This window comes from Vibrio profundum, assembly GCF_050337555.1.
GTDB classification, from domain to species: Bacteria; Pseudomonadota; Gammaproteobacteria; order Enterobacterales; family Vibrionaceae; genus Vibrio; species Vibrio profundum.
Genome location: NZ_JAKJTA010000017.1, coordinates 30718 through 48959, shown reverse-complemented (window position 1 = coordinate 48959; position 18242 = coordinate 30718). Strand labels below are relative to the sequence as shown.

The window sequence follows — 18242 nt, the reverse complement described above, 5'->3', positions numbered from 1 at the left end:
CCTATTTTACCCTGTCCTGCTGATACCAAAATGGAGAAATAAAACACCCTAAAAACGTAATGCAATAGCTAATAATCACTACAACATTTCTTATAACCATAAAATGAAAGACAAGGCCAAAGAAAACAACCGTATAAATAAGTTTTGCATTCCTACTCAGTTGAATTAAGTCCTTCACACTTTTATTAGAACGTAATGTGGCTTTATAACTAGCAAGCAACATACCTATTAAACTAGGGACAATGGCTAACAACACGCCAATTAATGCAGATTCTATATTCCTCCCTCTAGCTGTCGAAAAAAATACCTCATATAGCATTGCAACAGCACCAAATGCGACCTGACATTTCACCAGCCGTTTTGTCGCAATGATTATGTCGTCACTAACACAATTTTCTCCCCACATAGAAATACCTTAATAAGCATATTGATAATACCTTTAGTCGATTACATAATTACTAATTCGTCCTGACTGATAAAAACAATACGCCCAAATTTATGGTGATAAAAGTCTCAAAAAATGCAGACAAACTTTTCAAATTTGAAATAAAAGTCACAAACTGTTTCAAATTTGATCGTAGGTAAGGAGTATGATTTAGGTTCATAGCCAAAATCATCATTATGAAAAATGGAACTCCAACCAACAGATAGGAAACAACAATAACATCAACAGTACAATGTACATTTAGATAACATTTATCGGAAAGTTACTTATAATTTTAGAATTGATGTCAACGGCTAGTTTCTCTATCTGGAATTAGCCTGGATTTAAATTTCGATTAGAAGAGAGGATTTAGTAAAGACAAAATGATCTAGATCAGTTTTAATTAAGTTAATTATTTAATCAAATTTAGCATGAGTTTTGATCTCGAGGCTAAATCGATTTTTCTCGCAAAAAAAAAGCCCGCTAATATTAACGGACTTTTCCAGTATAGCGTATTTCGGACTATTTCATGATACGAGCTTTAAACTGACGCCCTTTCACTTTACCATTTTGCAGTTGCTTAAGAGCAACCTTAACGGCCGATTTGTCGACAGCCACATAAGAGACCATCGCCAAGATATTGATTTTACCGATTAACTTACCGTCGATACCGGCTTCCTTGGTCAACGCACCGAGGATATCTCCAGCACGCACCTTCATTTTCTTGCCGCCTAAGATTTGAATCGTGCTCATTGCCGCTGAATATGGCTGAGCATTGCTTTTCGCTGGAAGCGTAGAAGGTGTGATTTCCACATCCATATATTCATCGATCTGTGCGACACGATACATTTCTTTATCGCTGTAAAAGCTAAACGCCTTACCTTTAGAGCCCGCGCGCCCAGTACGACCAATACGGTGCACGTGGACTTCAGGGTCGCGAGACAGTTCAAAGTTAAACACAGCATCAAGGTTGTCGACATCTAGACCACGCGCAGCAACATCAGTAGCGACTAAGACAGACGTACTCTTGTTGGCAAACATAGTAAGAGTTTGATCGCGTTCGCGCTGCTCCATATCACCATGCAACTCAACAACATTGAATCCTCGGTTGTCCAATTCATCCGCTACGTTTTGCACTTCTTTTTTAGTATTGCAGAACACGACAGAAGATTCTGGTTGATGCGTAAGTAACAGTGTTTCCAACGCATCGTCACGCTCTTCCGTGCTATTTAGCTTGAAAAATTGCTGCTCAATGGTGGAGTGTTGATGGGTAGCTTCTACTTTCACCAACTCTGGACTCTGCATGATACGAGCAGAAATAGATTTGATTTCTTTTGGGAAGGTGGCACTAAACAGCAAGGTTTGACGCTTTACAGGCGCTTGTTCAATGATGGCATCTAACGCATCTTGAAAACCCATGTCTAGCATGCGGTCAGCTTCATCTAAGACAAACGTATTTAACTCATCTAAGTTAATTCGACCTCTGTCTAGGTGATCCAGTATGCGCCCTGGGGTGCCCACCAATATATGTGCACCGTGCTCTAGAGAGCCAATTTGTGGCCCCATTGGAGTACCACCACATAAAGTCAGCACTTTAATGTTATGAATAGCACGCGCAAGCGTACGAATTTCATTGGCTACCTGATCAGCCAGTTCACGAGTCGGGCACAAAACCAACGACTGCACACGAAAACGCTTCACGTTGAGGTTACTCAGCAAACCAAGCGAAAAAGCAGCGGTTTTACCAGAGCCCGTTTTGCCTTGGCCAATCACATCTTTGCCCGCCAAGATACTTGGCAAGCTTTGTTGTTGGATTGCTGTCATCGCCGTATAACCGAGCGAATCTAGAGTCTCCAAAAGCTCAGTTTTTAATGGCAGCGTAGCAAAAGAAGCAGTCGTCACAGTTGTGTGTCCTTAAAGGGTATTTATTAGGCAGCGTATTATGCCGATTTGTGGCGATTAATAAAGAAAAACCGCCATAGGACGCAAATCTCTCTTTAATAGATATGTGTGCTAGCAGATATTAAAACGCTGACTTTCCCATTACTATCAAACCACTAAACAAGGGAAAGGAGAAAGATGTTGAAAGGATTTGGATTTGATTTGCGAGCGCTGGAAGTGTTCATTACAACGGCGCAAGTAGGCAGTATGACCAGTGCGGCGAATCGGTTAGGTATCACTCAATCTTCGGTCTCGCAGACGCTGACCACTTTGGAAAATAATCTTGATGTTTCATTGCTCGATCGCAGCGTGCGCCCCGTTCAGCTAACGGTTGCCGGGCGGTATTTCTACGACCATTCTAGCCAATTACTCAACCAAGCTCAGCATACCCATAAAGTTATCTCGAAAGGGAAATTTCAAAAGTTGCACCAGCTTAGGGTTTCTATGGTCGACTCTCTAGCCACTTCACTCGGCAAACCCTTAATTGATGCAATAAAGCACCATGCAGAAAGCTGGACAATCACTACTGGCCGATCACATATGCACGCTCAAGCCTTACTATCACGTAATGTGGACATCATCATTTCCGATGATGCCTTGGAGGATAACGAGTACTTAAGCCGTCACCCTATTTTGCGCGAACCTTTTGTCATCGTCGCACCAAGCACTATAGAAAAGAGGCTGCATTCCTTGCCTGCGCTGCTCACGGAGCTTGATTTTATTCGCTACACCAGCGATTCGCTTATTGGCACAACCATAGAGCGTTATTTACGGCGTTATGATTTTGAAACCCCCGTCTGTATGAAGCTCGACAACACCTTCGCCGTTCTATCTAGCGTTGCGGCTGGCCTCGGTTGGGCAATCACAACCCCCTTGTGTCTCTATCAAAGCGGCTTACTACACAACCATAAAATCATCTGCCTTCCCCTCCCTTCCCCTCAGCCCTTGCACCGTAGGCTTACGTTAGTTTCCCGACAAAATGAACTCGGAACCCTACCTAAAGTGCTGGCACGCGATTGCAGCCACATTATTGAGCAACAATTCATTCCACAAATACTAAAACCACTTCCTTGGCTCAAAAGTAATCTTTCCATTGGTTCGTAAAATGCCTTAATTTTCATAAAATTAGTTCTAAGTCGCATTACTATTAAAAAAACTAATACTCTTACGTTAACGTAACCGATTGTTGTTGCGGGCACTAGAAAATCGCCTTTATGTTATTAGGATGTAAACAACAAGACGGTTGGTCTGGCCAAGCCGTGCTTAAGGGAGTGTTATGTCTAGCAGCAATAATCAAACCATCGAGCGTCAAGCGGTCTCCGACGATTACCTCAATCAAAGACAACTAAAAAAGGGTGTCGCGGGCTGGGTTCTCTTAGCGAGTCTTGGTGTGTCTTATGTTATTTCAGGTGACTTCGCGGGTTGGAACTTTGGATTAGAGCGCGCCGGGTTTGGTGGCATGCTGATCGCCACCATCATCATGGCGACCATGTACCTGTGCTTGGTATTGAGCCTTGGCGAAATGTCTTCTTCCATTCCAACGGCTGGAGGCGGCTACAGTTTTGCTCGGCGTGCGATGGGGCCTTGGGGCGGCTTTCTAACTGGTGCTGCCATTTTACTTGAATACACCATCGCTCCTGCGGCCATTGCGATTTTCATTGGCGGATACGTACACGAATTACTTGGCATCAACGGGCCGCTTGTTTACGCCGCCTGTTATCTCATCTTCGTTGGTATTCATTTATGGGGCGCAGGAGAAGCGCTGCGCATCATGATGGGCATTACCCTACTCGCCGTGTTGGCCATTTTAGTATTCATCTTTGGCATGCTACCGCATTTTGAAATTCACAACCTTTTCGACATCGCCGCCAACCCCCACGCCACGGGCTCCAGTGCATTTCTACCTGAAGGCTACCTAGGGATCTGGGCTGCACTGCCGTTTGGCATGTGGTTTTTCCTTGCCGTTGAAGGTGTACCACTGGCTGCCGAAGAGGCCTCCGAACCTGCTAAAAATATGCCGAAAGGCATCATGGTCTCCATCAGTATCTTAATCGTCTTTGCAGCAAGCGTACTGCTACTGGTGCCGGGTGGCGCAGGAGCAGAAGCGATGAAATCAAGTAGCGCACCACTCGTGGGCGCGTTGCAAGCTGTCTATGGCAAGGACTCTTTCGCCGCCACACTGGTCAATATTGTTGGGCTATTTGGTCTTATTGCCAGCTTCTTCTCCATTATTTATGCCTATTCACGCCAAGTGTTCGCGCTATCTAGAGCCGGTTATCTGCCACGCTTTTTGTCTCTATCTGGCGAGAGGAAAGTGCCAGTTTGGGCGCTCATCGTACCGGGTATCATCGGCTTTCTGCTTTCATTAACGGGAGAGGGCGACTTAATGATCACCATGGCGGTATTTGGTGCAACGGTTTCCTACGCACTGATGAGCCTTTCACACATCATTTTACGTCGGAAAGAGCCGAATCTTGAGCGTCCATTTAAAACGCCGGGTGGCTCTATCACATCAAGTATTTCGTTAGTGCTATCACTGATCGCACTTGCGTCAACGTTTGTCGTAAGCAGCGAAGCGGCGCTATGGTCTGGGTTGTTTTACCTCGTCATGCTGAGCTATTTCGCGTTCTATAGTCGTCACCGCATTGTCGCCACCGCGCCTGAAGAAGAATTCGATTTAATTTCATCCGCCGAGTCAGAGCTTAACTGACTAAAATTATAAGAAAGAGCAGTAGTCAACATTTACCTAAAAATCAATACAGCAATAAAGATCACGCATCGATGATCGAGTTAGTAAACACAACGAGAGGTTAAAATGGAACCAAGAGATGTAAAGACAGTAGCAGATGCTATGGCCATTGTAGAAGAACGCGGCCTCAGCCACGTGAAAGTCGGGTTATTTGATAACGACGGCGTCATGCGCGGCAAATACATGTCGAAGTCTAAGTTCTTTTCCTCGCTAAAAAATGGCTTCGCTTTTTGCGATGTCGTCTTGGGTTGGGATTCAAAAGATCAACTGTATGACAACGCCAAGTTCACAGGCTGGCACACGGGATTCCCCGATGCACCAGCAAGAGTCCTTCCGCACACCTGCCGAGACATGTTTGAAGAAGAAGGGATGCTGTTATTTCTAGCCGAGTTTGCTGAAGAAGCTGAAAAAGTCTGCCCTCGTGGTGTCCTGCATAAGGTACTAGACAAAGCGAATGAGCTGGGCTTCGACGTTTTTTCCGCTCTTGAATATGAGTTTTTCATGTTCAACGAAACACCTCAATCTGCACGTGAAAAAGGCTTCAAAAACTTAGAAACCCTCACGCCAGATTGGTTTGGTTATTCGATGATCCGAAATTCCGTTCACTCCAACCTGTATGAATCTATTTTAGAGATGAGTGAACAAATGGACTTCCCTATCGAAGGGCTTCATACCGAAACTGGTCCTGGGGTGCTGGAAGCGGCTATCGCTGTCGATAATGCGGCCGACGCCGCCGATAAAGCGGCACTGTTTAAAACGTTCATGAAAGTCATGGCGCAAAAACGCGATCTGATGGCGACCTTTATGGCCAAATGGTCTGGAGATTGTCCGGGGCAAAGTGGCCACATCCATATTTCACTGAAAAACAAAGATGGTTCTTCGGCGTTCTTCGATGAAACTCAGCATCACAACATGAGCAAGATTCAGCGCCACTTCCTAGCAGGACAGCAAAGACTCATGCCGGAATTCCTCTGCCTCATTGCACCAACCATCAATAGCTACACCCGAATGATTCCAGGATTTTGGGCACCAACCGATGCTACTTGGGGCGTAGAGAATCGCACGACTGCGCTGCGCGTCATTCCGGGTAGTGAAAAATCGCAACGTATTGAGCATCGTCTCGGCGCAGCGGACGCCAACCCATACTTGTCCCTAGCGGCTGCCGTTGCTTCTGGCTTATACGGCATCATGCAAGAATGGGAACCGTACGAGCAAGTGAAAGGCAATGCCTACGATCAGCAGCACCCACAAGAGCTGCAACTGCCACGTACACTTTGGGATGCCAGCCAGAAATTTAAACATTCAAAAGCCGCCCGTGAATTATTCGGTGATGAATTTGTCGAGCACTTTGCCGCGACCCGAGAATGGGAAGAGCGTGAATTTAGAAAACATGTAACCGACTGGGAAATGGACCGTTACTTCGAAATCATTTAAGGAATTATCATCATGAGCCATACACAAAACACCATTTCTCCGATTGACGGTAGCGTCTATGTGCGCCGAGTATTAGCGAACCCAGCTGAGATCAAACAAGCAATCGAAGTAAGCAGTCACGCACAAAAAAATTGGGCAGCAACAGCGCTGACCGAGCGCCAAGCCATTTGCCGTAAAGCGATCGATGCTTTGCTGATGGAGAAAGAACACATTGGTTTAGAACTGTGCTGGCAGATGGGACGCCCAGTCAAATTTGCCAAAGGCGAGCTTGATGGCCTTGCCGAGCGAGCGCTATATATGATTGAGCAAAGTGAATCGGCGCTCGCGCCTATTTCTCTGCCAGAAAAAGAAGGCTTCACACGTTACATCACCCGAGAACCACTAGGCGTTGCCTTTGTGATTGCGCCTTGGAATTATCCGTATCTCACATCAATCAACTCCATCGTACCGGCCCTATTAGCGGGTAACAGCGTAATCTTAAAACACTCCGCGCAAACCCCATTGTGCGCCGAACGCTTAGTTGCCGCCTTCCACACTGCCGGTTTACCAGAAGGCGTATTCCAATATCTACATCTAAGCCATGATGATACTCAAGAGATCATCCAATCTGAACAGGTGAATTACGTGGCCTTTACGGGCTCCGTCCAAGGTGGCGCACATATCGAACGCGCAGCCGCTGGGCGATTTATTGGCGTGGGTCTCGAACTGGGTGGGAAAGATCCAGCTTACGTACGAGCCGATGCCGATCTCGATCAAGCCGTTGAAACCACGATTGACGGCGCATTCTTCAATTCCGGTCAATCTTGCTGCGGTATCGAACGTATTTACGTACACAGCAATGTTTATCAGCAATTCGTTGAAAAAGCCGTAGACCTAGTCAAACAATATCGCCTCGGCCGACCTGACGATCCCGAGACCACCATCGGCCCTGTCGTGCGCACGCAAGCAGCTGACTTTGTACGTGGCCAAATCAACGAAGCCGTTGAACAAGGTGCAACCGCCCATATTGATGAAGCCCTATTTGAAAACAGCAAATCTGGTACCCCTTATTTGGCTCCTCAACTGCTGACTAACGTCGACCATTCCATGCGAGTTATGACAGAAGAATCGTTTGGCCCCGTAGTCGGTATTATGAAAATCGACGATGACCAACAAGCCGTTGAGCTTATGAACGACAGCGATTTTGGCCTAACGGCGAGTATTTTCACGAAAGACGTTGATGAAGGTGTACGCCTTGGCCAGCAAGTCAATACCGGCACTTTCTTTATTAATCGCTGTGATTACCTCGACCCAGCGCTGGCTTGGACAGGCGTGAAACAATCTGGACGAGGCTGCACGCTCTCACAGTTAGGGTTTGACGCTTTAACGCGACCTAAGTCATTTCATATCAAACATAAATAACGACTTGAATCAGGCCTTATAACATTAACAAATCTAATATCGCCACCGCTGCCAAATCATTAGAGTGGCGATATTGAAGGAGAATACAATGCAGCTGCAAGCAAACTGGAATTACCCAACGGCCATCACGGTTGGAGAAGGATCATTACAACAATTGGGATTGGCTTGCCAACAGGCGGGTATCAATAAAGCCTTATTAGTGACCGACCCTGGGCTCGCCGAACTGCCAATGGTACAAATCGCTGTCGATGCCTGCCAGCGAGCAGACATTGAATGCCAAGTATTTAGCCAAATTAAAGCTAACCCAACTGGCGAAAATGTTGATGCTGGGGTGAAAGTCTATCGCGAAGGCGGCTTTGATGGCGTTATTGCATTCGGGGGCGGTTCTAGCTTAGATGCAGCGAAAGCGATCGCGCTCATGGCGGGGCAATATCTGCCATTATGGGCGTTTGAAGATGTCGGTGATAATTGGCAACACGCTGACGTTCAAGGCATAGCTCCGGTTGTAGCCATTCCAACTACGGCGGGAACAGGTTCTGAAGTGGGCCGAGCGTCGGTGATCACCGATAGCAAAAACAAAGTAAAAAAAATCATCTTCCATCCGAAAATGTTGCCCGTCAAAGTCCTCCTTGACCCACAAGTCACCACTGGGTTGCCTTCTCATATCACCGCCGCGACGGGGATGGATGCGCTGTCACACAATTTAGAAGCATTCTGCGCCACTTCTTATCACCCAATGGCCGAAGGTATTGCTCTTGAGGGGGTCCGATTGGTTAAAGAGTATTTGCCGCAAGCGGTTGAAAACGGCGATGACCTCACCGCTCGCACTCAAATGTTAGTCGCCTCAACCATGGGGGCAACCGCATTTCAACGCGGTCTTGGTGGGATGCACGCCATCGCTCATACACTAGGCGCGCTGTACGACAAACACCATGGATTGCTTAACGCCATCTTAATGCCTTACGTTTTACTCGCCAATAAGTCAGCCATCGATGACAAAATGACGCATCTCGCGCGTTATTTGGATTTGCCGGAACCTAGCTTTGATTCACTACTCGATTGGGTGCTAGAGCTGCGCACGCAACTCGATATCCCCAACACGTTAGCCGATATCAATATCACGATTGAAGATGCCCAGCATGTCGGGAGCATGTCAGTGGTTGATCCTTCCGCAGGCGGCAACCCTATTGAGTTTTCTGCTCAGCAATACAGCGCCATTTTTGTCGATGCTGTCGTGGGCAGGCTATCGCGCACTTAGCGCCCATTCCATCTACTCAAAGGAGAACAGCAATGAAAGTTGGGATTCTACAATGCGATGATGTGCTCGCTGAACTTCAAGTGAAACATGGCAACTACCCGGCTATGTTTCAACACTTGTTGCACGGCCAAGACCCAAGCCTAGAGCTTACCTTTTATCGCGCACTTGATGGTGAACTGCCTAAAAATATCGATGAATGTGATGCGTATATCACCACTGGCAGTAAACATAGCGTCAATGATGACTACCCATGGATTACACAGCTTGAAGACTTCGTTCGCCAATTGCACCAACATAAGAAAAAGTTGGTGGGGATCTGTTTTGGCCATCAACTGATTGCCAAAGCCTTGGGTGGAGAAGTGATTCAAGCACCACAAGGCTGGGGAGTGGGTGTGGCGACCCACGCGTTACAAGCTTTACCGAGCGGGGCTAGTGTTCAAGATAAACAGGCTGTCTCGCTGCTGGTAATTCACCAAGATCAAGTGGTCAGTCTCCCAAAAGACACTCAGGTTTTAGCCGGTAGTGAGTTTTGTCCCAATTATATGCTGCAAGTGGGTAAACACTTTCTCGGTATCCAAGGTCACCCAGAGTTCAACAAACCTTATACCTACGATCTTATGCACGCTAGAAAAGCCGTTATACCCAGCGCAGTATTAGATGACGCTTTTACCTCACTAGATTCATCTATAGACAGCGAGGTGGTCACGCGCTGGATGCTAAGTTTTATTCACACTTAAGCGATACATAATTGGCCCATACGGGCCTTTTTTTTGTTTTACCTTTTTACTGTTCTCGTCTTTTACTTCTCGCATTAATCCGGCATTCATACCTTGATACTGGGTAGCGTCACATAAGCCCCATAACTCTGTACTATACTTTTGTATCATCGATAGTGCTGAGGTGGTGCAATGCAAATTGGTGTAGCAACCAGAAAATGGAGCTTATTGTGGGGAATCGTCTCTTTTTTAATTCTATGGCCCAGTACACTAACTGCAACAAATCCAAACTCCCTAAATGGAAAGAAAATCCTCACCATCGCTACCATGAAGTTGCAGCCTCTGCTTGGACAAGATAAAGGGTTATTTAACGATATCGTACGCGCAGCGTTTGCCACTCAAGGAACCAAGGTTAGCTTCACCCTCTACCCGATGACTAGGGTTCCTTGGAGTATATCAAAAGCCAAACATTGCATCGCACTCGGGTCGATTCTTTGGTTTGATGACAAGGCCCGAAGCGAGCTCAACTCTATTGAAATATACAATATCAGCGCCCACTTTTTTTATCTGAAGTCCCGTTTCCCTCTAGGCCTAGAAGCGCAAAGTTCTGCCAAATTCCCACAATATAGGATTGGGACGATACGGGGCGGCGTGCTTGAGAAAACAATCAAACACAAAGGATTGGATGCAAACCTTCAGTTAGTCAATCACATGAAACAAAATGTCCAAAAAGTCGTATTAAATCGCCTTGATATGTTTGCCAGCCCATTATTGGCAGGGCTTACAGACATTCAAAAATTTTTCCCCGAAAGAGCCGATGAGTTCACCTATTCCAAAGAACGTCTTTTCCTCCGGCCTGCAGACATAGTATTTACCAAACAATGTCACCAAGAGTTCATCCAATTTCAAAAGGGCTTTGCCAAGCTTCAACACAGTGGCCACTACAAGAAGATTATTCAAGCGTACTTTTTGGGGCGAGCGGTTCCGGATTATGTCTATGCGCCGTTAACGATTAACGACACCTTAAATCCACAAAATGCCTTGTACTATACTTCTCTCGAGGATTCCCCAAATCTTGATAGGAAAAAGGAACTAGAGTGAACCGAAAGAACTGGCGTGCATTCCAATGGCTTATAATCGCCAGTTGTGTTTTCCCGTTTGCCATTAGCGCATCTCCAGATCAAAAAGCGCCTATAGATCAGTCACTGACTATCGCGGTCATCGAGCTTCCGCCACTATTAGGGAAAGACAAAGGGCTATTGGTCGACCTTGCCCGGCAAGCATTCGCATCACAAAGCATCAAAACCACCTTTGTTGTCTACCCTTTGAGCCGTATTTCATGGGCTATTTCCAAAGAGAAACACTGTAGTACCTTAGGTTCCCTTCGTTGGTTTCATGAGACCACACAAAAAAGATTAACTGCGGTCCCAATGTATAACGTCAGCGCACATTTCTTTTACTTGAAGTCCAAATATCCTTCCGGTCTTACGCCCTTAAGTTCGCCTAAATTTAAAGAATACCGGATTGGTACAGTACGAGGAGGGGCGATTGAAAAAGCTCTAAAGGCGAAGGGGTTAGTCTCGAACCTAGAATTGGTTCAATCCATGCCACAAAATGTAAAAAAGGTGGCGCTCAATCGACTAGATATGTTTGCTAGCCCTTTACTACCAGCGCTGCACGCTATCGAGTACTCTTATCCAAACAAAGCCACTGAGTTTACGTACTCGAAACAACGTCTATCTCTAATTCTAGCTCAGATGATCTTCAACGAGCAATGCAAAGACAAAATCGTTCAGTTCGAGCGAGGCCTTCATCATCTTCATACGACAGGCGAATATAAGAAGATCATCCAATCATACTTCTTGGGGCACCCCGTTCCAGATTATGTATACATCCAGCCTGTCGACTTAGAAAACTAAGAATGGAATTTCACCGCAGTTCCATACGCCAATACTTCAGAAGCACCATTGGCAATTGAGCTCGTCGTAAGCCGAACTCCGACTACTGCATCGGCCCCTAACTGGCTTGCCTGATCCAGTAAACGTTCTATCGCTTTATCTCGAGCCTCTGTCAGCATTTCGGTATAGCCTCTCAATTCACCGCCGACGATACCTTTTAAATTTGCCATGATGTCTCGCCCGACGTGCTTAGATTGCACTACATTACCGATCACCACTCCTAGAATCGATTCTATGTCTTTACCGGGAATATGTTCCATCGTGCTATATATCATCTTCTTTTCCTTATCAGTTTTGGTAATTCTGGCGCTAAGTTAACACCCCAAGTATACTTTGTTGTTGAGATCTAGGGTTCGCTATGAGCTAATCTGTAGCTTACTACCTCACATTGACTCTCAGCGGAGTAGTAACTTTCCATATATTGGCCACCGCTATTTTCAATCACTTTTTGTGAGGCTGCGTTGTCGGCGTCACATATAAGAATCGCATTGCTTTCTACAACCTGCTCCTTTAGCCAAGCAAGCATAAAACTCGCGACACCTTTCCCACGAGCTTGTGGCAACGTCTCGTAGCCAATATGGCCAATTTCTCGTTCGATGTATTCGTTTGTGCCATGTCGCAACCGAATAGCGCCGACAATTGATCCAGAATCAATACAAAAATACAGACTAATCGGTGGCCAACCTTCAGGAAGCTGCAACCCTTTCCCATACGCGATCCGCTTGGATAAGTAAGCATTACTATCCGCTATCGCTCCCCGATATAGCTCTAAGCCATCTGCTACGCACTGAGCAAAATAGGGCTTAACTAATTCTGCATGAGACAAGCTCACAAGTTCCATTTTCATTTCATTGCCCTTCATCAATATAGTAGATTAATCAGTGACCTACGTTTTTTCAGGCATCACTAACAGACTATACTACACTTCCATAGACCAAAGAATTGAAATATAAGTCGATAAATTAGCGCTACAATCAAGAACGACAACTTACAAATATAGAGGTTAGTAAAATAGATAACCGCTGCCTCAGAAAACGGAGGTTTGTATGGCCAGAGTGACAATACTGATGTTATCGCTCTTTTTATCTGCGACGGTATTTGCAGATAATATATCCCTTCTTTTCAATGAACGAGTGCCCTATCTCATCTACAAAAATAACAAACTAACGGGGTTAACGGGCTCCCCTGCAGTCAACGCATTTGATCAGGCAGATATTCCCTTTTCATTAAAAAAAGTACCCAGCAAAAGGCAAATTGATATGCTCAAATCCAACAACGGGCCATATTGCCTGATCGGTTGGTTTAAAAACTCGAATAGAGAACAATTTGCCTATTTTACTAAGGCCATTTATCAAGACAAACCCGCTATTGCTCTTGCAAAATCTGGTAACGCCAAAATCAAGTCAGGGATGAGCATCGAACAGATTATGCAAGATAGCTCGCTCAAGTTACTCGTAAAAGATGGTTATTCATACGGAAAGTTCATTGACGATAAAATTGCAACCCAAAAACCTACAACCACGACGACCACCTCTGAGAATGATGCGATGTTCACCATGATTTCCCATGGACGAGCAGATTACATGTTCACTTCTATAGAGGAAGCCGATGGTCTAATCCAAGCATTAGAGATGAAAAAGGCAGAATTTAAATTTATTACTTTTTCAGATATGCCTAAAGGCAACAAGCGATACATCTTATGCAGCCACCAAGTCGGAAAAGACGTTGTCGATAAACTTAACGTCCATATCAAATAACGAACGTGAAAATGGACTGTCTTAGGAAAAGCAGTCCATTTTTCACGCTCTCGACTGTTCTCTTCACGCCTCGCTTAGTTAGGCATAGTTGAATTGACCGATGAGCACTTTCAGTTTAGACGCCAAGTTCTCATTAGTCTGACTAGAACGTGCCAAGGTATTCGCATCCTCAGCAACATTATTGGCGACACTACTGATATTAACGATGTTCTGGCTGATTTCATCGGCGACGTGATGCTGCTCTTCCACAGACGTCGCGATTTGCGTCATCATATCGTTGATTTGTCCCATTGCCTTTGAGATGAACGTTAACGATTCTCCTGTCCGTTTCGTTTCACTAACACAAGAATTAGCACGAGCCAAACTGTTCGACATTACTTCGACGGCTTCTTGAGTACCGTTTTGCAACTGGTTAATCATTTCATCAATCTCAGCGGTAGAATCTTGGGTTCGCTTCGCTAACGTGCGCACTTCGTCAGCCACGACAGCAAAACCTCGACCACTTTCCCCTGCTCGCGCCGCTTCAATCGCCGCATTAAGAGCTAACAGATTTGTTTGTTCTGCGATACCTCGAATAACATCCAATACCCCGCCCACTCGAACCGTATGCTCTTCAACCTGATTAAGTTTTAGCGAGGCGTCTTTGATGTATTCTTCTAGCTCATTGACTGAGCGGATGTTATTAACCACGGTTTCCAGCCCACTATCGGTCGTTTTGGTTGCTTCCCTGACCGATCTTGAGGTCTCACTCGCGCTTTTTGCCATCTCTTGTACCGTGGTGCTCATTTGCGTTGCCGCTGTCGCGACCAAATCGCTTTCTTGGTGTTGTGAATCAATGATTTTTTGAGTTTTGCTCGTCAGTTCACTGGTAGATTTCGATTCACTCGTCAGCTCTTCTGCCGCATCGCTCACTTCGCACATAGCTTGCTGGAAACTATTCAAAAGGTCATTCAAAGAATCACCAATTTTCTTCAGCTCAGATGGCTGACTGTCTGTATCAATACGTAAAGTAATATTGGATGTCTCTTTTATCTCAACAATACGATTGCAAAATTGAAGAATTGGCGTGGTTAATTGCTTGGTAAAAATCAATGCGACAATTATCGAAACAATCACAGCAAACAAAGCAGCAATGGGAATCAAAACCAAAACAAAGTCGCTAATTTCACTGACATCCTTCGACGCGATCTGAGCCTGACTGTATTTATCTTGATATAACTGATCAATTTCATCGGTCAATGGTTGAATTAGGTCGATCGCATTTCTGACATTACCGTTAGCAATTAGCGCCATTTCATCCACATAAAACTCCGTCGCTTCGCTCATTAGTTGTACATATTGATCAATTGCACTCTCGACCTGTTGAAGTTTTTCTCTTTCAAAATAAGAAATTCCCTTCAAATTGGTCAACAAAGACGTACGTGCGTTTTGAGCATTCTCCTCCGATTCAGACAAATACGTTCTGGAATAATTTGTGAGCCAGTACTTTAGCTCCTGCAGATCATATCTCGCCACGACAATTAACTGGGCCTCGGAGCTTAATGTCTGTTGATTATTCACAGTTTCTCGGCTATCAGACACCTTGGTATATATGAGCGCGACAGTAAAAATCATTATTAATAATAAAAATAGAACCATCACATAAGTTTTAAGTCTGAGACTAATACCTTTAATCATAATCAACTTCCAATTTGTTCTTCGAGGTCCATATCATTACGCTAGGACATCACTCCAAACTAAAATACTCAGTATCACTCTACCATTTTAATACTGAATGCCCCGGCAAGATCGCCCACTTTAGCTCCTTCTTTGACCGCGCCTGTAACATCTCTCTCACCTTTAGGATCACCATGACAATTCATGCACACGGCTTCATGATACACAGGTTGCATCCAGCGAAACTCTTCACCTACGACCTGAGAGTAGTTACTACTTTTATCCCAACTTCCTGAGCGAAATTGTTCTTCAAACACACCCTCTTCCCACGTATCAGCTTTGTTGGCTTTACTGCGCAATAAATCATCTGGAGCGGTAAATTTAAACGACATTTTTCCGCCCATTTCGGTTGTAAACAGCTTTGCAAGCCTGCGAGCCATAACGGCGGTGATCAACCCTTTAAACCCAAGCCCTTCTCTGTTAACAATGGGTTGAACCTTGGTCATTAACTTGTCGATTGAAAAGAATAAGGTTTCTTGAGCTTTACGAAGTGTCGGGTCTTGTGAAAGTTGAAATTCTTTCCCTGTCAGGCTTTTATAATTTGCCTTCGTCTTCTCGATTATCACTGGGCCAGTTAACCCTTTGTCACCAATATTGGGGTCATTAATCAATGGCTGAGACGTGAGTATCGAGATCTTGAAGCTCAGAAACAACGTTGAAAACTGCTCTGCAACTTCCGCTTTGCTCATTGCAGAAACCCCTGTTGAAAAAATTAAAGTGCATAACATCAACAATAGACACTGTACCTTATTCATATTTCATCCTTAAAATAGTTGAACTATATTAAAAATCACAAACCCAGTAATGATTAAAAAATTCAAAACATCACGGAGATGCTATTTGTGTGGTTTCCATGATATATCCTCACCCACGTAGCTCATCCCCTTAGTGAAGTTAGGCATACCTGTTTGTCATACTCCCAAAAACTAAAGCTAAAAGTCATAACTTAGTTTTGCAAACATTCATACTTTTTAGTTTATTAAATCCACCCTATTACTCTTACCTCCTCGTAACCATTCCCTTCACGTCCATATTTACCTTTACCCCCTTTCTATTGATCTTTATATCTTTCTTACTATTATTGTCCAATCGGGATGAGTATTTTCACCTCACAGAATTCACCCACTTTAGAAATGATATCTACTTTTCCTTTTAAACGATGAACGACAATATTGTGTGCTAGGCTAAGACCTAAGCCAGTTCCACCATTGCCACGCTTTGTAGTAAAAAAGGGCTGGAACACTTTGGTTATATCGGACTTCGGAATACCGACACCATTATCTCGCACAACTATTTCTGCAAACTGATCCATTTTCACTGCATTAATTGATATTTCTGGGGTCTCAACTTTTTGGAAAGCATGTATCTCTGCATTCTTGATTAAGTTAATCATCACCTGACTGAGTAAACCCGAGCAGCTTTTCACAGATAGATCTACATTGTCATCTTGTGAAAAGTTGACTTTAATTCCTTTTCGTTGCAAATCATGGGAAAGCAAAAATATGCAACTACTGACTAGCTCATTGAGAGAAAACTCCGAAATGTCTTCTATCATCTGATCAGCCGATATTTTTTTGAAATTTTGAATTAATTTTGCCGCGTGCTCCAAGTTTGAAATACTCAGTTGCATTCCCTCTTTAAGATCTGTTGAGAAATCTAAAAGTTCTCGTTCCGTAAGCTCACCTGCATTGAACTTCTGAGACATAATTTCGACTGAGGTAAGAATATAGCTCTGAGATGTCAGCGCAATACCTACCGGTGTATTAATTTCATGGGATATACCTGCCACCATGGTACCTAAGGCCGCCATAGATTCAGATTCAATAATCTGCTTTTTCGCATCTTCAAGCTGAACAATTTTACCTTGCAGATCCATCGTTCTTTCTTTAACTAAGCTTTCAAGCTCTTCATTGACCTTTCTTACTTCAAGTTCTGCTTTTTTACATCGATTCGCTCTAGCTATTAATTGATTAGCCACATTTGTAATATTAGAAGACAAATTAACAAACTCTTCTGCACCATCTATATATATATGTCTGGCTTCATTTTGCTCTGGAAGTATCAACAGCTCCTCTTCTACTCGCTGAATAGGCGAAACAACAAACCGCTTCAGCCACAACATAGAAAATAGAAATAAGAGGGCGAAGCCTAATGCAATCATTGAGAATACTTTGTACGATTCACTCCTCATCATTTGGTACTGATTTTTTATTGGTAACTTAGTTTCAAATATCCCTGCGACATCGTTTACTTTCCAATCTTTTTTGGGTGAATCGGGAAGAGAATTGTGACAATTAACACACGTTTTGGAGCTCATGAAGTCAGGAATTGCTACACGGATGACATTAGGTCCAACTTCATAGTAGATGTCATCATCTAAACCAACTTTAGAGACAGCTTTATTCTGAAAACTATCCAACACTCGATGCTGCCGTTCTTCAAAAGGGTATTTACTGTAAAAGTTCATGTGTATTAAGCTTTTATCTTGCCCAGTTTCCTCACTAATTTCGTGCATAAAGGTAGATGGCAAGGGTATGGTTTTCTTTTGATCCCTGTCTACGCTCCAGCTAACTGGTATGTCTGAGTTATTTTTCACCACATCCGTTATCTTCTCTGCGTAATACTTCCTTAACACAAGGTGCTGCTCCGCATTTTGTTTTGCGAATTCCACACTCCATTGCAATGCAATTTTTTTATTGTAACTTTCAAATGAAACGTAAATAAGCAATGAAGTAAACAAAAAAGCCACAACAAATACGAAGAACAGCCTTGATAGTAACGATTTAGTTTTCATTTCTGCTCTCCTTATTTCTTCTTCATTTACTTATTCATTTACTTCAACTAGATTTTCATCTCTAGTTGAATTGGTTAATAACCATTCATATTTA

The 18242-nt window shown here is 44.1% G+C and carries 16 protein-coding genes; 9 read left to right on the top strand and 7 right to left on the bottom strand.

The genetic code is table 11. From position 1 onward, the window contains the following. Position 1: 1 nt before the first annotated feature. Both L4C34_RS15725 and dbpA read right to left on the bottom strand, forming a co-directional pair. Positions 2-406 carry a hypothetical protein gene (locus L4C34_RS15725; RefSeq protein ID WP_428790298.1) on the bottom strand — a complete coding sequence of 135 codons (405 nt, stop codon included), beginning with the start codon at positions 404-406 and terminating at the stop codon, positions 2-4. Positions 407-946: 540 nt separating this feature from the next. Then, positions 947-2326, bottom strand: coding sequence for an ATP-dependent RNA helicase DbpA (dbpA, locus tag L4C34_RS15720; protein ID WP_428790297.1), 1380 nt, complete (start codon positions 2324-2326; stop codon positions 947-949). Positions 2327-2503: 177 nt separating this feature from the next. Between dbpA and L4C34_RS15715 the strand changes: the two genes are divergently transcribed. The 8 genes from L4C34_RS15715 to L4C34_RS15680 all read left to right on the top strand — a co-directional run bounded on the left by L4C34_RS15715 (position 2504) and on the right by L4C34_RS15680 (position 11842). Continuing rightward, entirely contained in the window at positions 2504-3469 is a 966-nt protein-coding gene (locus L4C34_RS15715) for a LysR family transcriptional regulator (protein ID WP_428790296.1), read from the top strand. 172 nt (positions 3470-3641) lie between these two features. Continuing rightward, positions 3642-5075 carry an ethanolamine permease gene (gene eat / locus L4C34_RS15710; protein WP_428790295.1) on the top strand — a complete coding sequence of 478 codons (1434 nt, stop codon included), beginning with the start codon at positions 3642-3644 and terminating at the stop codon, positions 5073-5075. A gap of 105 nt (positions 5076-5180) precedes the next feature. Next, complete coding sequence (locus tag L4C34_RS15705; protein WP_428790294.1) at positions 5181-6548, top strand: glutamine synthetase family protein; 1368 nt, start codon at positions 5181-5183, stop codon at positions 6546-6548. Positions 6549-6560: 12 nt separating this feature from the next. After that, positions 6561-7949 carry an aldehyde dehydrogenase family protein gene (locus L4C34_RS15700; protein ID WP_428790293.1) on the top strand — a complete coding sequence of 463 codons (1389 nt, stop codon included), beginning with the start codon at positions 6561-6563 and terminating at the stop codon, positions 7947-7949. A gap of 88 nt (positions 7950-8037) precedes the next feature. Then, positions 8038-9207, top strand: coding sequence for an iron-containing alcohol dehydrogenase (locus L4C34_RS15695; protein WP_428790292.1), 1170 nt, complete (start codon positions 8038-8040; stop codon positions 9205-9207). Positions 9208-9239: 32 nt separating this feature from the next. Next, positions 9240-9944 carry a glutamine amidotransferase-related protein gene (locus L4C34_RS15690; RefSeq protein WP_428790291.1) on the top strand — a complete coding sequence of 235 codons (705 nt, stop codon included), beginning with the start codon at positions 9240-9242 and terminating at the stop codon, positions 9942-9944. 171 nt (positions 9945-10115) lie between these two features. Next, the gene (locus L4C34_RS15685) at positions 10116-11024 is read left to right on the top strand and encodes a substrate-binding periplasmic protein (RefSeq protein WP_428790290.1); all 909 of its coding nucleotides are present in this window, start codon (positions 10116-10118) and stop codon (positions 11022-11024) included. After that, positions 11021-11842, top strand: coding sequence for a substrate-binding periplasmic protein (locus tag L4C34_RS15680; protein ID WP_428790289.1), 822 nt, complete (start codon positions 11021-11023; stop codon positions 11840-11842). Before L4C34_RS15685 ends, L4C34_RS15680 begins: the two co-directional genes overlap by 4 nt. Here the strand turns inward: L4C34_RS15680 and L4C34_RS15675 are convergent. Together L4C34_RS15675 and L4C34_RS15670 are read right to left on the bottom strand one after the other, a co-directional pair. Further along, positions 11839-12156, bottom strand: coding sequence for a heavy metal-binding domain-containing protein (locus tag L4C34_RS15675; RefSeq protein ID WP_428790288.1), 318 nt, complete (start codon positions 12154-12156; stop codon positions 11839-11841). The two genes, L4C34_RS15680 and L4C34_RS15675, sit on opposite strands and share 4 nt — an antisense overlap. Before the next feature lie 71 nt (positions 12157-12227). Beyond that, the gene (locus tag L4C34_RS15670; RefSeq protein WP_428790287.1) at positions 12228-12728 is read right to left on the bottom strand and encodes a GNAT family N-acetyltransferase; all 501 of its coding nucleotides are present in this window, start codon (positions 12726-12728) and stop codon (positions 12228-12230) included. Positions 12729-12927: 199 nt separating this feature from the next. On the opposite strand from L4C34_RS15670, the gene L4C34_RS15665 reads away from it, so the two are divergent. After that, on the top strand, positions 12928-13638 hold the full coding sequence (locus L4C34_RS15665) for a hypothetical protein (RefSeq protein WP_428790286.1): 711 nt from the start codon (positions 12928-12930) through the stop codon (positions 13636-13638). 78 nt (positions 13639-13716) lie between these two features. Here the strand turns inward: L4C34_RS15665 and L4C34_RS15660 are convergent, their stop codons facing one another. From L4C34_RS15660 to L4C34_RS15650, 3 genes are all read right to left on the bottom strand, one after another. After that, positions 13717-15315, bottom strand: a complete 1599-nt coding sequence (locus L4C34_RS15660) for a methyl-accepting chemotaxis protein (RefSeq protein WP_428790285.1) — start codon at positions 15313-15315, stop codon at positions 13717-13719. Between the two features lie 74 nt (positions 15316-15389). Then, positions 15390-16109, bottom strand: coding sequence for a Tll0287-like domain-containing protein (locus tag L4C34_RS15655; protein ID WP_428790284.1), 720 nt, complete (start codon positions 16107-16109; stop codon positions 15390-15392). Between the two features lie 323 nt (positions 16110-16432). Further along, entirely contained in the window at positions 16433-18148 is a 1716-nt protein-coding gene (locus L4C34_RS15650) for an ATP-binding protein (protein WP_428790283.1), read from the bottom strand. Positions 18149-18242: the final 94 nt, after the last annotated feature.